This window comes from Allolucifera butyrica, assembly GCF_900476375.1.
In the GTDB taxonomy this organism is placed as follows: domain Bacteria; phylum Bacillota; class Negativicutes; order Sporomusales; family UPPP01; genus Lucifera; species Lucifera butyrica.
On sequence record NZ_UPPP01000072.1, the window covers coordinates 130,324 to 150,278 of the forward strand.

Annotated in this window: 17 protein-coding genes; 4 read left to right on the forward strand and 13 right to left on the reverse strand. The window is 41.8% G+C overall.

Going from position 1 to position 19,955, the window contains the following annotated elements; genetic code table 11:
• Positions 1-110: 110 nt before the first annotated feature.
• The 4 genes from LUCIF_RS12165 to LUCIF_RS12180 form a co-directional block, all read right to left on the reverse strand.
• Positions 111-845: a FadR/GntR family transcriptional regulator gene (locus tag LUCIF_RS12165; protein WP_207857562.1), complete on the reverse strand. Its 735-nt coding sequence runs from the start codon at positions 843-845 to the stop codon at positions 111-113.
• A gap of 149 nt (positions 846-994) precedes the next feature.
• On the reverse strand, positions 995-1,858 hold the full coding sequence (locus tag LUCIF_RS12170; RefSeq protein WP_122628162.1) for a phosphogluconate dehydrogenase C-terminal domain-containing protein: 864 nt from the start codon (positions 1,856-1,858) through the stop codon (positions 995-997).
• A 1-nt stretch (position 1,859) separates the two neighbouring features.
• Positions 1,860-2,816, reverse strand: coding sequence for a transketolase family protein (locus LUCIF_RS12175; protein WP_122628163.1), 957 nt, complete (start codon positions 2,814-2,816; stop codon positions 1,860-1,862).
• On the reverse strand, positions 2,809-3,642 hold the full coding sequence (locus LUCIF_RS12180) for a transketolase (protein ID WP_122628164.1): 834 nt from the start codon (positions 3,640-3,642) through the stop codon (positions 2,809-2,811). The genes LUCIF_RS12175 and LUCIF_RS12180 overlap by 8 nt, the downstream gene beginning before the upstream one ends.
• 296 nt (positions 3,643-3,938) lie before the next feature.
• On the opposite strand from LUCIF_RS12180, the gene LUCIF_RS12185 reads away from it, so the two are divergent.
• Positions 3,939-5,231: an MFS transporter gene (locus LUCIF_RS12185; protein WP_122628165.1), complete on the forward strand. Its 1,293-nt coding sequence runs from the start codon at positions 3,939-3,941 to the stop codon at positions 5,229-5,231.
• Between the two features lie 112 nt (positions 5,232-5,343).
• Here LUCIF_RS12185 and LUCIF_RS12190 read toward each other — a convergent pair whose 3' ends face one another.
• From LUCIF_RS12190 to LUCIF_RS12220, 7 genes are all read right to left on the reverse strand, one after another.
• A complete protein-coding gene (locus LUCIF_RS12190) occupies positions 5,344-7,269 on the reverse strand; it encodes a BglG family transcription antiterminator (RefSeq protein WP_122628166.1) in 1,926 nt (641 codons plus the stop codon).
• A 19-nt stretch (positions 7,270-7,288) separates the two neighbouring features.
• Positions 7,289-8,167 carry a DMT family transporter gene (locus tag LUCIF_RS12195; RefSeq protein WP_122628167.1) on the reverse strand — a complete coding sequence of 293 codons (879 nt, stop codon included), beginning with the start codon at positions 8,165-8,167 and terminating at the stop codon, positions 7,289-7,291.
• 93 nt (positions 8,168-8,260) lie between these two features.
• Positions 8,261-9,700, reverse strand: a complete 1,440-nt coding sequence (locus tag LUCIF_RS12200) for a glycoside hydrolase family 1 protein (protein WP_279386957.1) — start codon at positions 9,698-9,700, stop codon at positions 8,261-8,263.
• Between the two features lie 2 nt (positions 9,701-9,702).
• Positions 9,703-10,047: a PTS lactose/cellobiose transporter subunit IIA gene (locus LUCIF_RS12205; RefSeq protein WP_122628168.1), complete on the reverse strand. Its 345-nt coding sequence runs from the start codon at positions 10,045-10,047 to the stop codon at positions 9,703-9,705.
• 10 nt (positions 10,048-10,057) lie between these two features.
• The gene (locus LUCIF_RS12210; RefSeq protein WP_122628169.1) at positions 10,058-11,335 is read right to left on the reverse strand and encodes a PTS sugar transporter subunit IIC; all 1,278 of its coding nucleotides are present in this window, start codon (positions 11,333-11,335) and stop codon (positions 10,058-10,060) included.
• 24 nt (positions 11,336-11,359) lie between these two features.
• Positions 11,360-11,668 (reverse strand): PTS sugar transporter subunit IIB, encoded by a 309-nt coding sequence (locus tag LUCIF_RS12215; protein WP_122628170.1) that lies wholly within the window; start codon positions 11,666-11,668, stop codon positions 11,360-11,362.
• Positions 11,669-11,897: 229 nt separating this feature from the next.
• Positions 11,898-12,785: a helix-turn-helix transcriptional regulator gene (locus LUCIF_RS12220; protein ID WP_122628171.1), complete on the reverse strand. Its 888-nt coding sequence runs from the start codon at positions 12,783-12,785 to the stop codon at positions 11,898-11,900.
• Positions 12,786-13,156: 371 nt separating this feature from the next.
• Between LUCIF_RS12220 and yicI the strand changes: the two genes are divergently transcribed.
• The 3 genes from yicI (at position 13,157) to LUCIF_RS12235 (ending at position 17,318) form a co-directional block, all read left to right on the forward strand.
• Complete coding sequence (yicI, locus tag LUCIF_RS12225; protein WP_122628172.1) at positions 13,157-15,490, forward strand: alpha-xylosidase; 2,334 nt, start codon at positions 13,157-13,159, stop codon at positions 15,488-15,490.
• A gap of 43 nt (positions 15,491-15,533) precedes the next feature.
• Positions 15,534-15,758 (forward strand): hypothetical protein, encoded by a 225-nt coding sequence (locus LUCIF_RS12230; protein WP_122628173.1) that lies wholly within the window; start codon positions 15,534-15,536, stop codon positions 15,756-15,758.
• Positions 15,759-16,106: 348 nt separating this feature from the next.
• Complete coding sequence (locus LUCIF_RS12235) at positions 16,107-17,318, forward strand: aminotransferase class I/II-fold pyridoxal phosphate-dependent enzyme (RefSeq protein WP_165865981.1); 1,212 nt, start codon at positions 16,107-16,109, stop codon at positions 17,316-17,318.
• 63 nt (positions 17,319-17,381) lie between these two features.
• Here the strand turns inward: LUCIF_RS12235 and LUCIF_RS12240 are convergent, their stop codons facing one another.
• Both LUCIF_RS12240 and LUCIF_RS12245 read right to left on the reverse strand, forming a co-directional pair.
• Positions 17,382-18,896: an ATP-dependent DNA helicase gene (locus LUCIF_RS12240; RefSeq protein WP_207857564.1), complete on the reverse strand. Its 1,515-nt coding sequence runs from the start codon at positions 18,894-18,896 to the stop codon at positions 17,382-17,384.
• A complete protein-coding gene (locus tag LUCIF_RS12245; protein WP_122628176.1) occupies positions 18,893-19,705 on the reverse strand; it encodes an amidohydrolase family protein in 813 nt (270 codons plus the stop codon). The genes LUCIF_RS12240 and LUCIF_RS12245 overlap by 4 nt, the downstream gene beginning before the upstream one ends.
• Between the last annotated feature and the right edge of the window lie 250 nt (positions 19,706-19,955).

Here is a 19,955-nt window from a genome sequence, read left to right on the forward strand (position 1 = left end):
TGACTTTCTTTCCCCAAAAGGCATTGCTAGTATGCCAATAGAACTGTTTCTATTGGCGGGGAACCAATCTTTCTAAAGCTGGCAATACATATTACGCCCAATACAGTGCCTTATTTAAAGATAAGATTTTTCCATACTTCCACGGAGTTTTCCACGGCTTCTTCTGCAGAAATAAAATCCCGATTTTCAATAGCTTCCAAGATCTTTCCGTGTGTTTGCTTAGATTCAAGGCTAAAATAAGAATGATTGTGAATACTTTGCTCAATATAAGGTCTGAAGTACTCCATTACAAAGTTATATATTTTTTCTAACAGCTTATTTCGGGTAATCTTACCAAGAATATGATGAAATTCCAAATCGCAGGCCAACACTTTATCTGCCGTTCGTTCGTTATCAATTTTTAAAGCTTCCAGCGACTCATGACATTTCCTTAGTACCTCTATTTCCCGGTCAGTTGCATTTTTTATAACCAGCCGCAGAACGTCTTTCTCTAATAAAAGACGCAATTCTTGCAGTTCGGCAAATTCCGGCTGAGAAAGAATAAAACTAAAGAGCAGAGGATCAAACAACACTTTGCCTTCAATATCTGACGATACATAAGTACCGTCACCGCGTTTTATTTCGATAATGCCAAACGCCGATAAAATCTTCATAGCTTCCCTAATGGAGCCTCTGCTGACAGATAAGAACTTGGCTAATTCCATTTCAGCCGGAAGCCGGTCACCTGGAATTAACTTTTTCGTTAACAACAACTCTTTAATATTATTAATAACATAATCGACAGATGATTCATTTGGCTTAGGCGTTAACAATCGGGAAAAATCAAATTCATCAGTTTGCTTCACATACAACTTCTATCTACCTCTCTGTCATTATTTAACATATAAATATTTCTTACATTATAACATTTTATTAGTATATTTGTTATTTTAAACTTTGTTGATAATTTATTATAACAGAAGATGTAGTCTAAGCTAGATTGCCCATTTTTTGTCTAAATTTTAGGGTTATCCGGGTGAAGCATTGTCGTGATAACGTCATCTAATACCTGCTCATCCCAAATCCGCTTCCAGTCTTCACGCAGTACTAGCCGGTTGCCAAGCTCGATTGCCACAAGACAAGCGTCTGAAACCTTAGTATTACCCAATTTACCTAAAAAATTAGCCGAAAGATTGTAGATGTGCCCGGCCAAAAACGACTCGGCCGCCGCCTTGGGAATACCGCGCCGCTCTGCTTCTTTAACAGTTTCAGCCATGGCATATAAAGTAGTTGCTCCCAATATTTCTACTAAAGTTGGCTCTAAAAAGGCAATATCCCGAATCCCCATGACATAACTATTGACAACAGGGGCAAACATCATTTCGCTAACCATTCTGGCTTTTGCAAAATTTTCATCAGTGCCTAGGATTTTGGAAATGACAATATCCTGTTTTCCGGCAATTCCGCCAAAATAGTCATGTCGCGCTTCGTAAGTATCTTGATCCAAAAAATAAGACGGATGGCAGGGGTGAGTGACCACAAAGGTACAGTCATCCCGCAGCGCCAGTTCTTTCGCTACAGCTGCCGCAGGATCCAGAATAATTAAACTGGTATTGGGCACCATCATCTTGACAATACCAACGGAAACGTCATAAATAATCTTGTCTGGAACAGCCAGTACAATAATATCACTCTTAGGGACACAAACTTCAGCATCAGTAACCGCAAAACCCCGCTCCTTAATTGCCTCAATCCCAAATCTTGAGTTTTCGCAAAAATATAACTCCACTTTATCAGGATGTTTACTCAAATTGTTAGTAACGCGCGTACCCATTTTCCCGCCCGCGCCAATTACGCTTACCACGATTTTTTTACTCATGTTACTTTCCCCCTTTACTTTTTTGCAAGGATTTCTTTACAGCCTCGATAATGTGTTCAACCGACATTCCATAATAATCGGTAACCTGGTCAGCAGGGCCAGAACTTGGAAAAACATCTTTAAGACCCACCCGTTCAATATACACAGGGCAGTATTCTGTACTTACTTTCGAAACAGCATCGCCAAGACCGCCAAAAATATTATGGTCTTCTACCGTAACGGCAGTGCGGCATTCGCGTAAGACAGAAACAATGCCCGCAACATCAATCGGCTTTAAGGTATGAACATCAGCTAATGTAACATGAATTCCCTGTTCGTGAAGAAGTTCAGCTGCTTTAATGGCTCTGTTTAAAATAAAACCACTGCCAAAAAGAGCAACATCTGTACCGTATTTTTGCAATACCTTGATTTTGCCAAATTCAAACGGAATGTTTTCCTCATAGACAACATGCTCCCGTCCGCTGCCTGCGCGCAAATACACCGGACCGTCAACACCAGCAATCGCTTTTACCGCGTGATAGGTTTGATGTGCATCCGCCGGAGCAACTACCGTAATTCCTGGGATACTGCGAACAATTCCTATATCTTCAAAAAACTGATGGGTAACCCCTTCGCGTTCGCCGCCAAAAATACCGCCGTTAATACCAATAAATTTTACGTTTAATCCAGGATAGGCAACAAAGGTTCTGAGCTGTTCACAGGCTCTCATGGTAATAAAACCGCCATACGTGCCTACATAAGGAATCAGACCGCAACTAGCCAGCCCGGCAGCAACGGCAACGGCATTTTGCTCAGCAATCCCTACTTCGATATATCTGTCGGGAAACTTATCCGCAAAAGCGGTAGCCCGCATAGCTTTTAATGAATCTGCCGAAACAAAGAAAAACCGGTCATCTTGTTCCGCCAATTCAATGAGCGCTTGTGCAAACGCTTCTCGGGTTCCTTTATAATTACTCATTTCCCTGACCTCCTAATAAGTTTACTGCAAGGCTGAGCTGTTCATCATCGGGAACACGTTTATGCCAGGAATTATCATTTTCCATGAAGGGAAGACCTTTTCCCTTGACGGTATTCGCAATAATCACAGAAGGCTGAGCCGTCTTTTTGGCCTCGGCAATCGCTGTTATAATTTGGTCAAAGTCATGTCCGTCAATGGTTTGGCAATGCCAGTTAAATGCTTGCCACTTTGATAAAATAGGCAATACGCCGCTGACCTTATCTACCCTGTCACCGCTTTGCCATCCGTTATGATCAACAAATAAAATTAAATTATCTAACTGATATTTACTAGCGCTCATAGCCGCTTCCCAGGCAATTCCTTCCTGGATTTCGCCGTCTCCCATCATAACATAGGTATAGTACGATTTTTCACGGTATTTTGCGGCTAAAGCCATCCCTACACCAATCGATAAACCATTGCCAAGTGAACCTGAAGTCATATCCACGCCAGGCGTTTTGTTCATATCAGGATGACCTTGCAGCATACTGCCCAAACTTCTTAGGCCCTTTAACTCATCTGTCGGAAAAAATCCGCATCTTGCCAGCGCTGCATAGAGTACGGTACAAGCATGTCCTTTAGAAAGAATAAACCGGTCGCGGTCTTCCCAGTTAGGATTTTGGGGATTAAAACGTAACTCTTTGAAATACAAAACCGCAATGATATCAGCAATCGAGAGCGCTGGCCCCGGATGTCCGTCTTTAGCTGCGTGAACCATCTTTACAACATCCAGCCGTAATTGATTGGCCTTGGCTTGCAGTTCAACAATATTGCCGGTTTTAGACATATAGTCGCCACTCCTTCATTAATAAATCGTTAGACGTATGATGTTTGATGTTCAAATTAAGAGTAGCATATCTATTTTCCGTTTGTCAATACTGTCAAAATATTTTAGCATCTTCATCATACTAAAAATATAAAAAATTTTCTGTTTATTATATTGACACCCCACTCTCGAGCCCCTTATAATTGTACCAGACGTTAAACGTTTGATGTTTGACAATTGTAACGGAAGGAGGACATTTTAACCTACCTAGTCAATGCGGAGCCCTATCATAAAAAGCAACAAGGAGGCTACCTTAAATGACAAAGCAATTACCCTTCAATGAAGATCGCTTAATAAGCAAACTGCGCTGGAGAATTGTACCATATATCTTTTTGCTTTATATTGTAGCCATGATAGACAGAGTCAACATTAGTTTCGCAGCACTTGAGATGAATAAAGCGTTAAATATATCTGCTACCGCCTTTGGTACCATTGCTGGCATATTTTTTATTGCGTATTTCTTTTTTGAAATTCCTAGTAATGTAATTATGTATAAAGTCGGTGCCCGGGTATGGATGGCTCGCATCCTCCTAACTTGGGGGGCGGTTACCGTTTTAACAGGTTTTGTAAACAATGAGACCCAATTTGGGATTGCCAGGGTGCTCCTCGGTGTAGCTGAGGCTGGGTTTTACCCAGGAATAATTCTGTACATGACTTATTGGTTCCCCTCTAAGCATTTAGCCAAAACGCTGGCTATCTTTATGACAGGTATGGCCATCAACAATATTTTGGTTGGTCCTATCTCAACATGGATTATGGATAATATTCAATGGTTAAACTTGCCTGGTTGGCGCTGGCTGTTTATTCTCGAAGGAATCCCCGCGTTAATTCTTGGCATCACAACCTACTTTTTTTTGATTGACCGTCCGGAATACGCTGGTTTCTTATCTAAAGAGGAAAAAGATTGGCTTGTAGCCGAACTCAAAAAAGAACATGATGCCAAAATCGCCAAAAATAATATTTCGAAATGGGAAGCACTTAAAAACAAACGGGTTTGGCATCTTTCTATCATCTTTTTTGGCTATGTTTGCGCCATGTACGGTCTCAGCATGTGGATGCCGCAAATCATCAAAGCTTTAGCCAAAACCTTGAGCAACACACAGGTTGGGCTCATTTCGACCATTCCGTATATCTTTGGTGTTGCTGCTATGATTTTAGTTGCACGTCATTCGGATAAGACCATGGAACGACGTTACCACATAGGCTTACCCATATCGATAGCCTTTTTTGGATTAATTGCCCTTACTGTAACGACTAATCTGGTTTGGTCTATGGTCTGGATTATTGTAAGCATTATGGGCATTTACGGTTTTGCTGGCAGTTTTTGGACATTGCCTAGCGCTTTCTTATCTGAAGCCACTGCGGCAGTTGGTATTGCTATGATTAATTCATTTGCTAATCTAGGCGGTTTTGCCGGTCCATACTTTGTTGGATACATGAAAGATCTCACAAATTCGACAACAGCCGGTATGTACTTTTTAGCCTTCTGTGCAATCATGGCTGGCGTATTAACAATTATGTTACCCAAAAGACTGATCTCACCCGAATAAACAACCGTTGATGCCAAAAACTAAGCTTGAAACATTTTCAGTTATTTCGTAAAAGGAAGGGGATGGTGGTTATATCCTGGATTCAGGCCATAACCACCGTCCCCTGTATTTTTTAATGAAAACATCCCACTACCGCTTCAATAAAGTCAATATAGTTATTACACCCGGTCACTTGAGCTGCGTTGTTTTTCTCCAGAAGTAAGACGATTAAATTATCATATACATCATGGAAAATGGCTCTTTCAATTCTGTTGATGGCAAACAGGAATACAATACTGACTGAATGATGATCCCATTCGATGGGCTTCTTCTCATTCAGCAAAACAAACATTCCGGTCTTTTTCGCATTCATTTCCATCGAGTGGGGTACCGCAATATGTTCGAATGCCGTGGAAGCTTGGTTTTCCCGATGAAAAATTTCGCTGTAGAAGGAGCCGGTTACATACCCCTCCTTTTCCATCACATCCGTCATAAATCGAATCGCTTCTTCTTTGTTTTTAAAATCAACATTTTTATAGAAAAACTTAGGATTTGATATCTGCATGAGCTGCTGCTTTAATTTTTCCCGCTTCTTCCGCAAACTGATTTTCTGGATTTTATCTTCGATATTCTCAAAATCCCGGTCATTGACGAAGGGAGTTATCCGGACCCATTCCCGTTGTATCGTTTCCGCTACCGGAATCGTAGATATCAGTAAATCTACTTTTTCCGTCTCAGAAATCTGTTCCAGGGAAGTGACCACCGTTTTTATTTCTATTCTTTCCCCAAAACGCTGTTTTAGTTTTTCCGTCATTATATTGGAAAAGTCATAGTACTGGGGAAATAAAATAATGCAGCTGATAATTTTTCTTTTCGATTTCTGGTTTTCCAGGTTCGAACCGATGTGCAGGGCAATATAAGCCATTTCATCTTCTTTTAAATCATAGTTCGTAATTTCTCTGATTTTGTTCGCCACTTCCACCGCGCATTCAAAAATAAGCGGGCAAGTGTTCTTGATGTGATCCAGCAGCGGATTTTTCGTTGTATAGCCATTTTCCAGTCTCACCAGCAAATTCTTAATGTGCAAAGTGAATTTAGCGATAAAGTCCTGATTGTCGGCATCAATAAAATAAGTACTTTTTAATAAGCTTCTTACCGCATCAATAATCTGCAGACAATCTTCGCCTACGATCGCTTTGATGTTTTCATTATTTAGGGCAGCAAAATCCATTTTCATTAGATGACTGAGTAAAATGATTGTCAGTTCTTCCTGTTCTGCCGGACTGTAGCTTATGTGAAAATTCTCTTCTATTTTAGCGGCTATATCCCGGGCTAACTCCTGCTCCCGTATTCCGAACCGCTTTCCCTCTATTCTGGACTGGCCAAAGGTTCTTTCCTTCTTGATCCGGTCTATGCCGATGATAATATCCAGCACCAGATTCAGCAGGGCATATTCGTTAATATAGTAATGATACTGTTTACACTGCTCCGTAATGATAGACTGTAAAAGCTTCAGGTCGTAGCCTGGAAACACCGTTTCAATAACTTCAAAGCTCATAACATTTTTATTGAATTCTTCATATAAAATGTTACTTAGTATTTTCCTTTTATCCAGCTCACTGCCTTCTATAGTTACATAAGAATTCGCTGCGGCAATGTAAAGGTCAAATTCCCGCAATTTCTTTTTTACTTTCACCATATCTTTTTTAATGGTTTCCACGCTTACAAAGATTTCTTCCGCCAATTGGTATAAATCCGTTTTTCTATTACCCAGAGCATCCTTGGTAAGGATGTTGGTAATGATATAATTTACTCTTTCTTTTACTGTCCGGGGTAAATTCCCACCGGATTCATCGGAAAGATTTTTTGCTTTTTCCCGGTCGATTAAATAACCTTTTCTTGAAGAAGCAATCAGGCCATTTTCATTACCGTTGATTTCGGCGATATAGGTTTTGATACTTCGTTCCGATACATTTAAGGTACTTGCCAAAGAGCTTGCTGTCGTCCAATCATCATTATCTAACAGAGTTTTAATTAGTTTCCTATAATTGCCCTTCATTTCCTCCCCCTGCTTTGCTTCATGATTCTGTATTTAATATTCCGATGGCAAACAGTACGCAGGCAATGCCTGCAACCCCGTTTACGGAAAGGGGTTCCCTAAAAATCCAAACGCCTAATAAAGTGGCGACTACCGGTTCAATGGAGGCAATAATCGATACTTTGCTGACTTCTATCTGTCTTAATGCGGTTGTGTACAATATATAGGGTATTACGCTGCAAGTCAATGAAACGACAACCACTGCCACCATCGCCATTGGCGTGTTCACAACGATTTCTACTATGCCTTTACTATCACCGGCAAAAAGGCCGCCTATACCGGCCAGCAAGAACGTATAAAAGAGAATTGTCAAAGAATGATATCTTTGGATAAGGATTCTTGCAAAGATGCCATAGAAAGCGTAACCGACTGCCGCACCGATTCCCAGTAAAATTCCTTCACCGGATATTGCCGCGGCTTTGCTTGACAGGATCCCCGATACCAAGGCGCAGCCAACAACGGAGCAGATCATGGCGAAAGCTTTTTTAACCGTCAATTTTTCCTTAAAGATGGGAATGGAAAGTAACGTGACAAAAACAGGGGATGTATATAAAAGAACGGCGGCGACGGATAGGGACGTTATCTGCACGGCTGCCGTATAGCAGGTATTGAAAAACAGCATACTGAATATTCCCGTACCCATAAACCATTTAAAATCGCTTTTCTGCGCCTTTAGTTTTTCCTTGTCGGTTATCAATAAATAAATGCCTAAAAAAATGGCCGAAACCAAAAACCTGGTTAAAACTATCTGGATGGAAGAAAAGCCGAAATGGGCCAGTACTCTTACGTTAAGCCCCAATGTTCCCCACAAGCTGGCCGCTAAAATAACAAATAAGATTGCCGTCTTTTTCTTATTCAATGCTTTATTCCTTTTCTATTCATTTTACGGATATCAAACAAGAAAGACATTCTGCAGATCGCCTATGGCTTCTGCAGAATATCTCTTTATGCCCTATAGTTCTTCGCCATTGGTTTCCACAACTTTCTTGTACCAATGGTAACTATCCTTCAGGCTCCTCTTGCAGGAGCCCTTTCCATAGTCGTCCATATCGACATAGATAAATCCATATCGTTTGCTCATTTCGGAGGAAGAACAGCTTACGATATCAATCGGTCCCCAGGGATAATAGCCGAATACATCCACGCCGTCGAGCACCGCTTCTTTCATCTGTTGAATGTGGGCTCGTAAGTAGTCTGCCCGGTAGTCATCGTGAATGCTTCCATCGGCTTCCACGTTATCGAAACAGCCCAAGCCATTCTCGGCAACGGCGATTGGCTTCTGATACCGGTCCCAGTACATATTCAGTTTTGTCCTAAGGCCGATAGGGTCAATTCCCCAGCCCCAGTCACTGCTCTTAATATAGGGATTCTCATAAGCAGTTTTCCTTTTTGTAACACTTCCGGCATCGGCAATTCTTGTGTAATAATAAGAGATTGCCATGAAATCCGCGGTATTTTTTAAAACTTCTTCATCGCCTTCACCGAATTCGATATGAATGTTGTGGTCATCATAGTAGCGGGAAGCATAGCCGGGGTATTTTCCGCGCAGCAGCACATCGCCGTATAAAAATTCCATCTGATTTCGCTTATAGTTTGCCAGTACATCTTCCGGTTTGCAGGTCGCAGGATAGCTGATTCCATCACTGAACATCATGCCGATATGAACGTCTGGGTCAATTTCTCTTGCATATTTTGTAATCTTGGCGCAAGCCACCATTTCATTATGAACTCCCTGGTATTTTGCTTCCAATAAGTTCGCCGCTTTATCTTCGGCAATGCCTAAATGGTTAAAAGATTCATGGACGATTAAGTTGATTTGATTTACGAGAATCCAATATTTTACCTTGCCTTTGTAGCGGTCCAGCAAGGTTTGACCATATTTCACGAAAAAATCGATGACTTCCCGGGAATACCAGCCTGTATATTGGGTAGTTAAATGAAGCGGCATTTCATAATGAGACATAGTAAGCATGGGTTCCATTCCATTGGCAAGAATTTCGTCAATCAATGCGTCATAGAATTTCAGGCCGGCTTCATTCGGTTTGGCTTCCTCTCCGTTGGGAAAAACCCTCGCCCAGTTGATAGAGGTTCGAAAAGTATTTATACCAAGGCCTTTTAATAATTTTAAATCCTCTTTAAAGGTGTGGTAGAAATCAATCCCCCACCGTTTGGGGTAAATCCCGGCTTTATCTTCCACAGCCGCCCGAATGTCCCCGGTAGTTATCTCTTCGTTATATTTTTTATTTAAAGGGATGTCATTCCGGAAGCGGTTTATATCTGCCACACACCAGCCTTTTCCGCCTTCTTGCCAAGCTCCTTCACATTGATTGGCCGCTAACGCGCCACCCCACAGAAAACCGTTTTTAAATCCGGTTACTTTATTCATAACCATAATTACTGTTCTCCCTGTTCCAATTTTGAAATTCGTTGTTCCAAGGATTCAAATACTTTATATAACTTTTTCGTAAGATTCAGTTCGCTGTAAACTGTCATCAGCGTATCCTGGGCATGGGTAAACAAGAGTGAGTGGCCGATGTCTTCTCCTCTGGCCTCACTTTGAATCATGTCCGTTTGGATTTTATGAGCCTCGGTCATTTTTTTCTGCGCTTCTTTCAGCTTTTCTGTCGCCGTTTCATAATCATTGACCGAGATGGCCGTTAATGCTTCCGATATGAGTAATCTTGCGTCGCCGGCCTGGAGAATCATTCCCATTGCGGCCGTGGTAACTCTGTCATCCATTTTTTGCCTCCTATTCTGCTGCCGTTACTGCTTTAGCTGGAATTTCTTTGTATGTTTCCTCTTCCATTTTTTGCTTCTCATATGTTTTAAAGAATGGATACCAAATTGCGGTCGACACGGCAATGATGATGCCCAATAAAATTAATCCGGTAAAGCTCCTCGTTGTAATCCAGGTTGAAAGGGGAAAGGGACAATACCACATATCAAATACAATTGCGGGGATTGGTGCAATGGCGATTACTTTGGTGAATACCCAGATTATGGCTGGAAGAATAATCCCCTGTAACCACATGGGAAGCATCATGATCGGGTTCCAGGCAATCGCGCCGAACACAACCGGTTCGTTAATGTTGAAAATACCGGGAACTAGGCAGGCTTTTCCTAACGCATTGATTGACGTAGATTTTGAACGCATCATCATGATCACCAGGGGAAGCGTGCAGCCAACACCGCCTACCCAAAGGTAAGCAGAATAAATCACCTCTGCGGTAACCACGTTTAAGTTCGTTGCATTGACTGCCGCGCCGGATGCGGCTAACGCCACGTTGGCTGTAATCGCTGCCAGAAACACCGGTTTGGTAGCCGGAGTTAATACCCAGCCGGAAATACCCATCGAATATAAGAAACAAGATAGAAACATAGTCAAAACAAAGCCATACGGTGTCTCCATAAAGGCGGCAATGGGGCTGAAGATAGAAAGAATTATATTGTAAATGTCAATCTTCATAATCAGCACTGCGATCCAGCCGGTACATATTACGATCCCAATTGGCAGCATAGAGTCAAACCAGGCTCTGACAAAGTCGGGAATCACAGAATTTTCCTTAAAAAATGAAAACTTTCCAAATAAACTCATTACATAGCCGGTAAAAATACCGCAAAAGATCGCAATAAACATACCGCCGGCGCCGAGTGAACTGTGGCTAAAGCCGATTGTTTTATCAGCAATCACTTTCGGCGTAACAACGATTAAAAACAAGATAAGTCCGGTTAAACCGGCAATAATCCGTTGTTTACGCAGCTTCTTCTTTTCCATTAAGTTAAAGGGGATCAGAAATGCCACAAATAAGGAAATCTTGCTCATCGTCCAGCCAAACGGCGTCCAGAAAGAGGGCAATGATGGGAAATAATCATTTAGAATGGCTAATACGCAGAATAAAGAACCCAGTAAAATAAACGGCAATATTTGCATAATCGAATCTTTCAGAGTTAGCACCCATACATTGTTGTTAATCGTATTCATTCTTGGCGCAAAACTGTTTTTTAACCAGTTGATGATCGCATTCATTTTTTTACAGTCCCCCCTTCATAATTAAAAAAGAGATAAAATATGTTCTAACGCCTTTTCGCCATTTAACGTGGAATAATATTCCGGTTTCATCAAGGCCACTTTTATATCCGCGTCGCCTACGATTTCATCTACTTCCTCTACGAGATAGGCTAAGTGAGGTCCTACCATTAAGCAGTCAATGTCGTCGATGTAGTTTTCAATCTCTGATTCACTTCTTGCCGTAACAGTCATGTTGATCCCTTTTTCTGCCGCGGCTTTGCGGATATTCGCCGCCATAAAGCCGCTTGACGCCCCTGAGCCGCATACTAATAGAACTCTTAATTTATCCATTTGTATCTCCTTTCCAACCCCTTGCTTAGTAAATGCCTTCTTGTCGTCTACTATGCCTTCATTATATCTTTGTGTTTTTAGGCGAACAAATAAAGGTTTGCACCGGAAACGTGCAAATGCAAGTCCGCTGCATGGAACCAGACAACAGCAAAAGCCAGGACTGGCGCAGTTTTTTACCGCCTCCTGGCTTTCTTTTTGCAATGTATCCTGTTTACAATTTCAATATAACTTATAACTCACGTTCCGCCTGCTTTTTTCGATATTCCGCCGGGGTACATTTCATTTGTTTCTTAAACAGGCTATGAAAGTAACTAAGATTATCAAAGCCAACATTCATTGCGACTTCAATTATTTTTCGATTGCTCTCCCTGAGAATTTGAGCTGCATGGTTAATTCTGTATGAATTAATATACTCTACGGGAGTCTTTCTCATCATATGTTTAAAAAAACGGCAAAAATGCCCTTCGCTCACGCCCACCAGCTTACATAATTCTCTTACTGTAATTTTCTCATTATAGTGTTCATGAATATAGCAAAGTATCTTCTTCATCTGATCTGATTTATAATTGTTTAAATACAATTTATCTCTGGAAAAAAAGCGACTGTTTTTTATGAATTCCGCGAGAATTAATAAAAGCTCCGCTTTGACCGCTAACTCATAAGCTTGCGGACTATCCGCACAGTTTTGAATAATTTTCCAAAGAGTATCCATCACTTTTCTTTCCCAGGCAGATTGTCCGTCAATAAAAGTCGGCAAGACCAACTGTTGGGTTAGGAAGGGGTCAATAAACTTTGTTTGTATAATGTCAAATGAATTACTGTTTAAAATGGTTGGGTCAAAAACAATTGCCCGATAAGTACAAAACGAATTATGACAGGGATATCCCGCATGAATACTTCCTCCATTTACAAAAATAGCCTGCCCCGCCTGCAATTCATAATAGGACGTTTCAATCTGGAAAACTGCTTTTCCGGCAGTCACCAGCAAAAATTCCCATTCATCATGCCAGTGACAATCCAAAATTTTTTCTCCGGCGCTGCATTCAATGATATATGTGGCTAATGGAAACATTTCACTTCCATGAATCCGGTTTTCCTTTAGTGCCGCTTTATCCAAATTCTCCACCGCCCGTCAAATGTAAACAGCAAAATATTGAAATTCTTTTATCTTTATTTTAATCAGCCAGCTTCACAAAGCAAATAAAGCAGTCCTTTTTCTTTCAATAAAATGCGGCATTCTTCTTTGAATAAACGGAAAAATCAACCGAATTCTTACTATTTCTAGAATTTAGCATAAAGAAAATATTTTTAATACTACCGTCAAAATCCTGTTATTAATCATCAAAATAGTGCAAGTACTGTCATAGAAATCTACCTATAATAAAAATTAGCAGTAAAAATAATAAGAAAATTTATAAATTTAATAAAAAGAGGAGGACAAATAAACAAATAAACAAATAAATAAGAAAGCGGGGATTATAAAATTATATGAAAATTAGTGATGGAAACTGGCTGATTCAAGAAAATTTAAAGGTTATCAACCCACTTTATATTCACGACGTCCAGTATAAGAATCATGAATTGCTGGTCTATGCGGCTCCGCGTGATATCCAGGCGCGGGCAGGCCAATTAGACACCCCCCTGATTACTTTCCGTTTTTTTTCGCCGCAAGCAGGAATCCTTGGCGTCCGCGTTGAGCATTTTAAAGGGACTTATCCGTCCTCTCCCGCTTTTTTCCTGACGACTCAGGCTCACCCTGCGGTTACCTGCACGGAAAAAAGCGACAAAGTCATTTTCCAAAGCGGTCAATTATCGCTTGTAATTCCAAAGTCGGGCACTTGGCAAATGGATTTTTATCATGCCGGGAAGCGTATAACCGGAAGCCGGGCCAGTGCTGCGGGATACGCACAAGATCTTTTCACCAAAAAGTCATATATGTTTGAACGCCTGGATCTTGGCGTAGGCGAAACGGTTTACGGGTTAGGGGAACATTTTACGGCCTTTGTAAAAAACGGTCAAACCATAGAAACCTGGAATCGGGATGGTGGCACCAGCACGGAGCAGGCTTATAAAAATATCCCCTTCTATCTTACGAACCGGGGGTACGGTGTTTTTGTGAATCATCCGGAATTGGTCTCCTTTGAAGTCGCATCGGAAAAAGTATCCAAAGTCCAGTTTAGTGTTGCGGGAGAGTCTCTGGAATATTATGTAGTTGACGGTCCTACCGCCAAGCAGGTACTTGACCGGTATACCCGTTTAACCGGACGCCCCTCACTGCCGCCGGCCTGGTCTTTTGGTTTGTGGCTCACAACCTCATTTACAACCAATTACGATGAACAAACGATCACTGAGTTTATTGACGGTATGAGTGACCGTTCTCTCCCTTTGCATGTATTTCATTTTGATTGTTTTTGGATGAAGGCGTTTCATTGGTGCGATTTCCAATGGGATCCCGCCGTATTTCCCGACCCGGAGGGAATGATCCGGCGTTTAAAAGCCAAAAACTTAAAGATTTGTGTATGGATCAATCCATATATCAGCCAACAGTCGAGTCTCTTTGCCGAAGGAATGTCGCAAGGATATTTGCTGAAAAATACCAAGGGCGATGTTTGGCAATGGGATAAGTGGCAGCCCGGACAGGCAATTGTCGACTTTACGCATCCCGCCGCCTGTCAATGGTATGCCGGTCATTTAGAACGGCTGATTGATATGGGCGTCGATTGTTTTAAAACCGATTTTGGTGAACGGATCCCAACGGACGTTATGTACCATGATGGTTCGGATGCCCAAAAGATGCATAACTATTATACCTATTTATACAATAAAACCGTATTTGACGTTTTAAAAGAAAAATTGGGGAGTCATAATGCGGTGCTCTTTGCACGTTCCGCAACGGTTGGGAGCCAATCCTTTCCTGTGCACTGGAGCGGCGACTGCTATGCCACTTATGAATCGATGGCGGAAAGTTTGCGGGGCGGCCTTTCTTTAGGGTTGTCCGGGTTCGGCTTTTGGAGCCATGATATCGGCGGGTTTGAAAATACGTCACCGGCCCATGTTTATAAGCGTTGGTGCGCCTTTGGTTTATTATCCAGCCACAGCCGCCTGCATGGCAGCAGCTCCTATCGAGTCCCCTGGTTATACGATGAAGAAGCCGTTGATGTCGTCCGTTTCTTCACCCAATGGAAATGCCGTCTCATGCCTTATTTATATGGAATGGCAGTTGCGGCGGCGCAGCATGGCTTGCCGGTTATGCGGGCAATGATGCTTGAGTTTCCGGATGATCCCGGTTGTGAATATTTAGACAGGCAGTATATGCTGGGAGACTCGCTGTTAGTAGCGCCTGTTTTCAGTGAAGAGGGTAACGTTGCGGTCTATTTACCCTCCGGCCGGTGGACGCACTTATTTTCCAACCAGGAAAAGACCGGCGCCGGCTGGTGTAATGAACAATATGATTTTCTGAGCCTGCCGCTCTATGTACGCGAAAACACGCTTCTGCCGCTTGGCTGCAATAATCAGCGCCCGGATTATGACTATACGGAGGATCTTGAATTCCATTTATTTGCACTGCAGGACGGGAACCAAGCCGAAACAGCGGTTTATGATGTAACCGGCAATCTTACCTTAACAGTCCGTATATCCCGTAACGGAAATTGCTATCAAGCCGATTTTACCAATCTAAAAAAACCGTGTTCCCTCATCCTGCGCGGTATAACCGGTCAATTGACCGGCGTGACGGGAAACCTCTCCGCCGGACAGGAAACATTCGGTTTGCGCATTACCATTCAGCCAGATTCTGAGCGCGTACTTTTCGCCATTGGATAAGGATTGATCCCACATTTCGCACCTGAACTTATGGCGACAATATTTGAACCTGAAAAGAGGTAGCAAAAATGATATTATCGAAGACGGAAAAATCGGTTGGGTGCTGGCCGGAGTAAACTATCAAACCGGAGCCGCCATCCAAAATTCCGCCGCCTTGCACGGAATTATTGCCCTCTTCACGATTGTTCCGGCTATTACTTATGCTCTCAGCGCCGTTGTCAGCCGCAAATATACTATATTTTCTGGAACAAATATTATCGGAACTTAAACTTAACGCCTAACTGTCAAAAATAGAGCAAACTATAGTAACAAAGAGAGTGTTAAGGCATTCCAATGCTTTAACACTCTTTTTGTTCTCTAATTTAATCTATTTTAATGATTGCAATAGACGCTATATTGCGCCAATCATATTAATTTACTGGAAATAAAGCGGATGCAGTGATAAAATATCACTATAAATTGCAAAACACGTCGTAAAATGTAAAAAGTTAGGATGCCAATAACAATTCACCTGAATTCACTTAACGGGAAATTTATTTTTATACAGCCCTATTTTAAAAGTCCGAATCGTATTAGAATTTGCACGGTTGTATAAAACAATATTAAGGAGATGGGCATGGAATTTATCAGAAATGTGCTGAATTATGTTGAAGCGAATGACCTTTACCCCGATATAAGAACGGTTGAAGATGTTCCGTACCCCAGCTTAATTATCGGGGGAAAGGAATATTTATGTTTTTGTTCAAATAACTATTTGGGACTTTCAATTCATCCACAAGTTAAGGAAGCGGCAATTGCCGCCATCAAAAGATATGGAATTGGAACCTGTGAATCACGGTTGGTTGCGGGCAATTTGTCGGTGCTGGAAGAATTAGAACGGGAATTAGCCAAATTCAAAAATCAGCCTTCTGCCGTAACTTTTATTACGGGTTTTATGACGAATTTAGGTGTTATACCGGCAATTATGGATAGCCCCGATCCTTATGGAATTTATAATCTTCCCGTGTCAATCAAGGACGAAGATAATTTGATAATCAATGACTTTCTCAATCATCAAAGTATCCGGGAAGGTAGTATGGTTAGCCGGTCAAATATAAAGAGCTATATTCATAAAGATATGAATCATTTGGAAAAAATACTAAAACGATATAAAGATAAGCGCAAACTGATCATAACGGATGGAGTTTTCAGCATGGATGGGGATATTGCACCGCTGCCGGATATTGTAAAGTTAGCGCGTACTTATAATGCGATGGTAATGGTCGATGATGCACATGGAACAGGAGTTTTGGGGAAGAACGGTAAAGGGACGGCCGAATATTTTGGATTAGAAGGGCAAATCGACATTGAAATGGGAACACTAAGTAAAGCGGTTGGCGCGATCGGCGGCTTTGTTGCCGGTTCGGAAAGTTTGATCAAATATTTAAAATTACGGGCCTCATCTTATATTTATACGTCTGCCATTCCGCCGGAACAAGCGTGTGGTATCATAGCCGCGCTGAAAATTATGCAGGAAAGTTCTGCTTTGCGAGAAGCGCTATGGAAGAATGTACGCAGGTTAAAAGAAGGATTAAGCAGTATGGGTTTTAATATAATCCATTCCGAAACCCAAATAATACCGATCATAATCGGCTCTGAACAGAAGTGCGTAGATGCCTCAAGGTATCTTTTTGAAAATGGCATCCTTACTCCTGCTATTAAATATCCGGTTGTAAAGAAAAACGAAAGCAGAATTCGACTAACAGCAATAGCCACCCACACGGACGCTCAGATTGACCGGGCATTGGAAGTATTTTTTCAAATGGGTAAAAAGTTTGGGATTATTTAAAGGTCTATATAATTCAAAAAGCAAGCTCACCCACAATCAGGGGTAGCTTGCTTTTTTGATTGGTTATTCACTTTTTAGTAAAGATATATTTGCTATTTTTATGATCTGTTCCCAGGTTTGCTTATTGGAACTGGATTCGCTGGTTAGGATAAGCTCTTTTTCCGCACGGGTAACAGCGGTATAGAGCCAGCGGGGATTGTGTCTGAAAGCGTCCTGGTGTACAAAAACTTTTTCCCATTGGCTGCCCTGACTTTTATGAGCGGTAATGACGTAGCCATAAGTGGCTATAGATACACTTTTGGAGAGTTCCTGTTTGCGGGTGGCAAGATTTTTGTCGTACCAGTCGGTAGGAAAGTACTTATCTACTTCCAGGAATTGGCCATGATAAACAGATGATTTTTCGATAGAAGGAAGGAGAATGATTTTGTGGTTATCATTGATAATCAGATAGGCTACAATGGGAATGGATTGTCCTTGCACGTTTTCTTTAACTGGCAAGATCTTAGAAGCGATGACAGCAATTTTATTCAAGGTAAGTCTATCGCCATTCACAAAGTATAAACTGTTGCCAATGAAAAGAATTTTATCACCGTTTTGTGGCTCGTCCGTTATATTTTCGCCAAATTTCACCCGACGGGCTCTTTGATTGAGTGCCAATCTTGCGTTGTTGGTGCCAACGATGAAAATACTGTCTTCCTGGTTAATCACTGATTGTAAAAAAGATTGGACAGCGTCCTGTTTCCCCGATATGGTTACTTCCCCTCGAGAATCGTAGGGAATTGTTATTTGGTTAAGCTTTCTAAGACAGGTCGCGTAGAGAAGAATTTCACTGCCGGCTCCCTGGCGTTTTACTTCGGTAAGCTCAAAATTTTTGTTCTTTAATATTCCCGGATCGTCGCCGATCGGTTCGAGCTGGAAGTTGTCGCCGAAAAAAATGACTTTTGCGCCGGCTAACCGGCTCTCCCGGATGAGGTCGGTATAAACCGTTTGGTTGAGCATCGAAGACTCATCGACAAGGACGACATGGTGTGCTTCAAAATTGACACGAGGTATCCATTGACCGGTATCAGGGTCGGGTGAACCGTAGAGAATGGAGTGTAAGGTTCCAAAAACCACATTGATATCGTCAAACTTGTCTTTCAGAACCTTAACGGCCTGATTGGTGGGAGCTGTAATGATGCAGTTTTTTTGAATCGCTAACGCATACCTGACAACATTTTCTGCAATCGTCGTTTTACCTGTACCGGCATAACCGGAAAGAATATAGGCAGATTCTTTACTGCCGGATAAAAAGCCGGCAATCTTTTGGAGGGCTATTTTCTGTTGCTCTGTATATACTATAGAGTTTTTACCGAAAGTAAGAATGTCAGGTGCTTGTGGCAGTTTTTGCGGTGTAATCTCCTCTTGGTTCTTTTCTTGTATTTCAATTTTATTCTCTGTGCTATTTTTTTGAATGGCATTGGAATCTGTCAAAGGAAGCTCAAGTTGTTGCATAGTAGTGCGACCTTTCCTTATTAAACTGGGAACTGGATCCTCAATAATGCGAATAACCCCGCCACGCCTTCGGATACCGGTCAAAGACCAAGGTCATAAATCCGGTTAGCGTTGTCAAAAAACACCTTGTCATGATGCCTTTCCGGGATAATATGCGCAACAAACTCAATATAATTGGCGATATTAGCCAGCGGCCAATCGGTCCCATAGAGCAGGCGGTCATAGTCGTCCAGGTATTCCAGCCAGGTTTTGAAAAAGTTAATATAACCGTGCTTTCTGGCAAAAAAATCCGGCATGCTGTCAATCCGGCCCTCCAAAATTCCCGAAAGGTCGGCAGCTACATTTTTATTTTTTCCAATGACCGCAATCGCGTCGACAAGCCAGGGATTGCCGATATGACACATAACAAACTGAACCTGCGGGTAGCGTACCGCTGCTTCATCCAAGACCATAGGATGACTGTATTTCAACAGGGCATTGCTGGTGGCCGTCAATCCGGTATGAACGGCCACCGGCTTTTTATACTGCATAGCCAGCTGATAAAACGGGTCAACCGACGGATCGTAAATATAGAAGTGATTGTAACCCGGATACAGCTTAATGCCCACACAATTCTTTCTTTGTAAATGTTTTTCTACCCAATAAGCTTGCTGTACCGCTTCTTCCGCTTTAAAGCAGGTACTGTCCAGTCCAACACAATAGCTAAGATAGTCCGGGTACTGATGTTCGCTCAACTGCAGACCCCGGTTCCCCATGACTACCCCCTGAACAATATTATGCGCCGCATACCGGCTTTTCAGATGCTCGCTGGTATTTTTATGGCCCGCCAATTCTGCAATCTGGTCAAAGTAAGGCTCCCGGCAGAAGTGGATGTGGGCATCAATAATTTTCATTCGGCATTAGTCCTTCCTGGCATGATTTCTTATGCTTGGATTCCTATCCAATATTATATGCTGACTTTTTTTAGAGATAACGCAGAATCTTGTATGCGTCGGCTCCAAAATTCCGTAATGTTACATTTTATTTGCTAATTTTTATTCGAATCCTGCTAATAAAAGAAAAAATGGCAACGGATGGATTTGTCACAGTTTGGCAATATTTTAATGCTAAAATTTTACTAAGTTTGAAATAAAGGAGGTGTAC

What these genes read in the sequence shown, in the direction of transcription:
- LUCIF_RS12170 (WP_122628162.1), bottom strand. Translation starts at nt 1,858, where the DNA reads ATGAGTAAAAAAATCGTGGTAAGCGTAATTGGCGCGGGCGGGAAAATG.
- LUCIF_RS12175 (WP_122628163.1), bottom strand. Translation starts at nt 2,816, where the DNA reads ATGAGTAATTATAAAGGAACCCGAGAAGCGTTTGCACAAGCGCTCATT.
- LUCIF_RS12180 (WP_122628164.1), bottom strand. Translation starts at nt 3,642, where the DNA reads ATGTCTAAAACCGGCAATATTGTTGAACTGCAAGCCAAGGCCAATCAA.
- LUCIF_RS12185 (WP_122628165.1), top strand. Translation starts at nt 3,939, where the DNA reads ATGACAAAGCAATTACCCTTCAATGAAGATCGCTTAATAAGCAAACTG.
- LUCIF_RS12190 (WP_122628166.1), bottom strand. Translation starts at nt 7,269, where the DNA reads ATGAAGGGCAATTATAGGAAACTAATTAAAACTCTGTTAGATAATGAT.
- LUCIF_RS12200 (WP_279386957.1), bottom strand. Translation starts at nt 9,700, where the DNA reads ATGGTTATGAATAAAGTAACCGGATTTAAAAACGGTTTTCTGTGGGGT.
- LUCIF_RS12205 (WP_122628168.1), bottom strand. Translation starts at nt 10,047, where the DNA reads ATGGATGACAGAGTTACCACGGCCGCAATGGGAATGATTCTCCAGGCC.
- LUCIF_RS12210 (WP_122628169.1), bottom strand. Translation starts at nt 11,335, where the DNA reads ATGAATGCGATCATCAACTGGTTAAAAAACAGTTTTGCGCCAAGAATG.
- LUCIF_RS12215 (WP_122628170.1), bottom strand. Translation starts at nt 11,668, where the DNA reads ATGGATAAATTAAGAGTTCTATTAGTATGCGGCTCAGGGGCGTCAAGC.
- yicI (WP_122628172.1), top strand. Translation starts at nt 13,157, where the DNA reads ATGAAAATTAGTGATGGAAACTGGCTGATTCAAGAAAATTTAAAGGTT.
- LUCIF_RS12235 (WP_165865981.1), top strand. Translation starts at nt 16,107, where the DNA reads ATGGAATTTATCAGAAATGTGCTGAATTATGTTGAAGCGAATGACCTT.
- LUCIF_RS12245 (WP_122628176.1), bottom strand. Translation starts at nt 19,705, where the DNA reads ATGAAAATTATTGATGCCCACATCCACTTCTGCCGGGAGCCTTACTTT.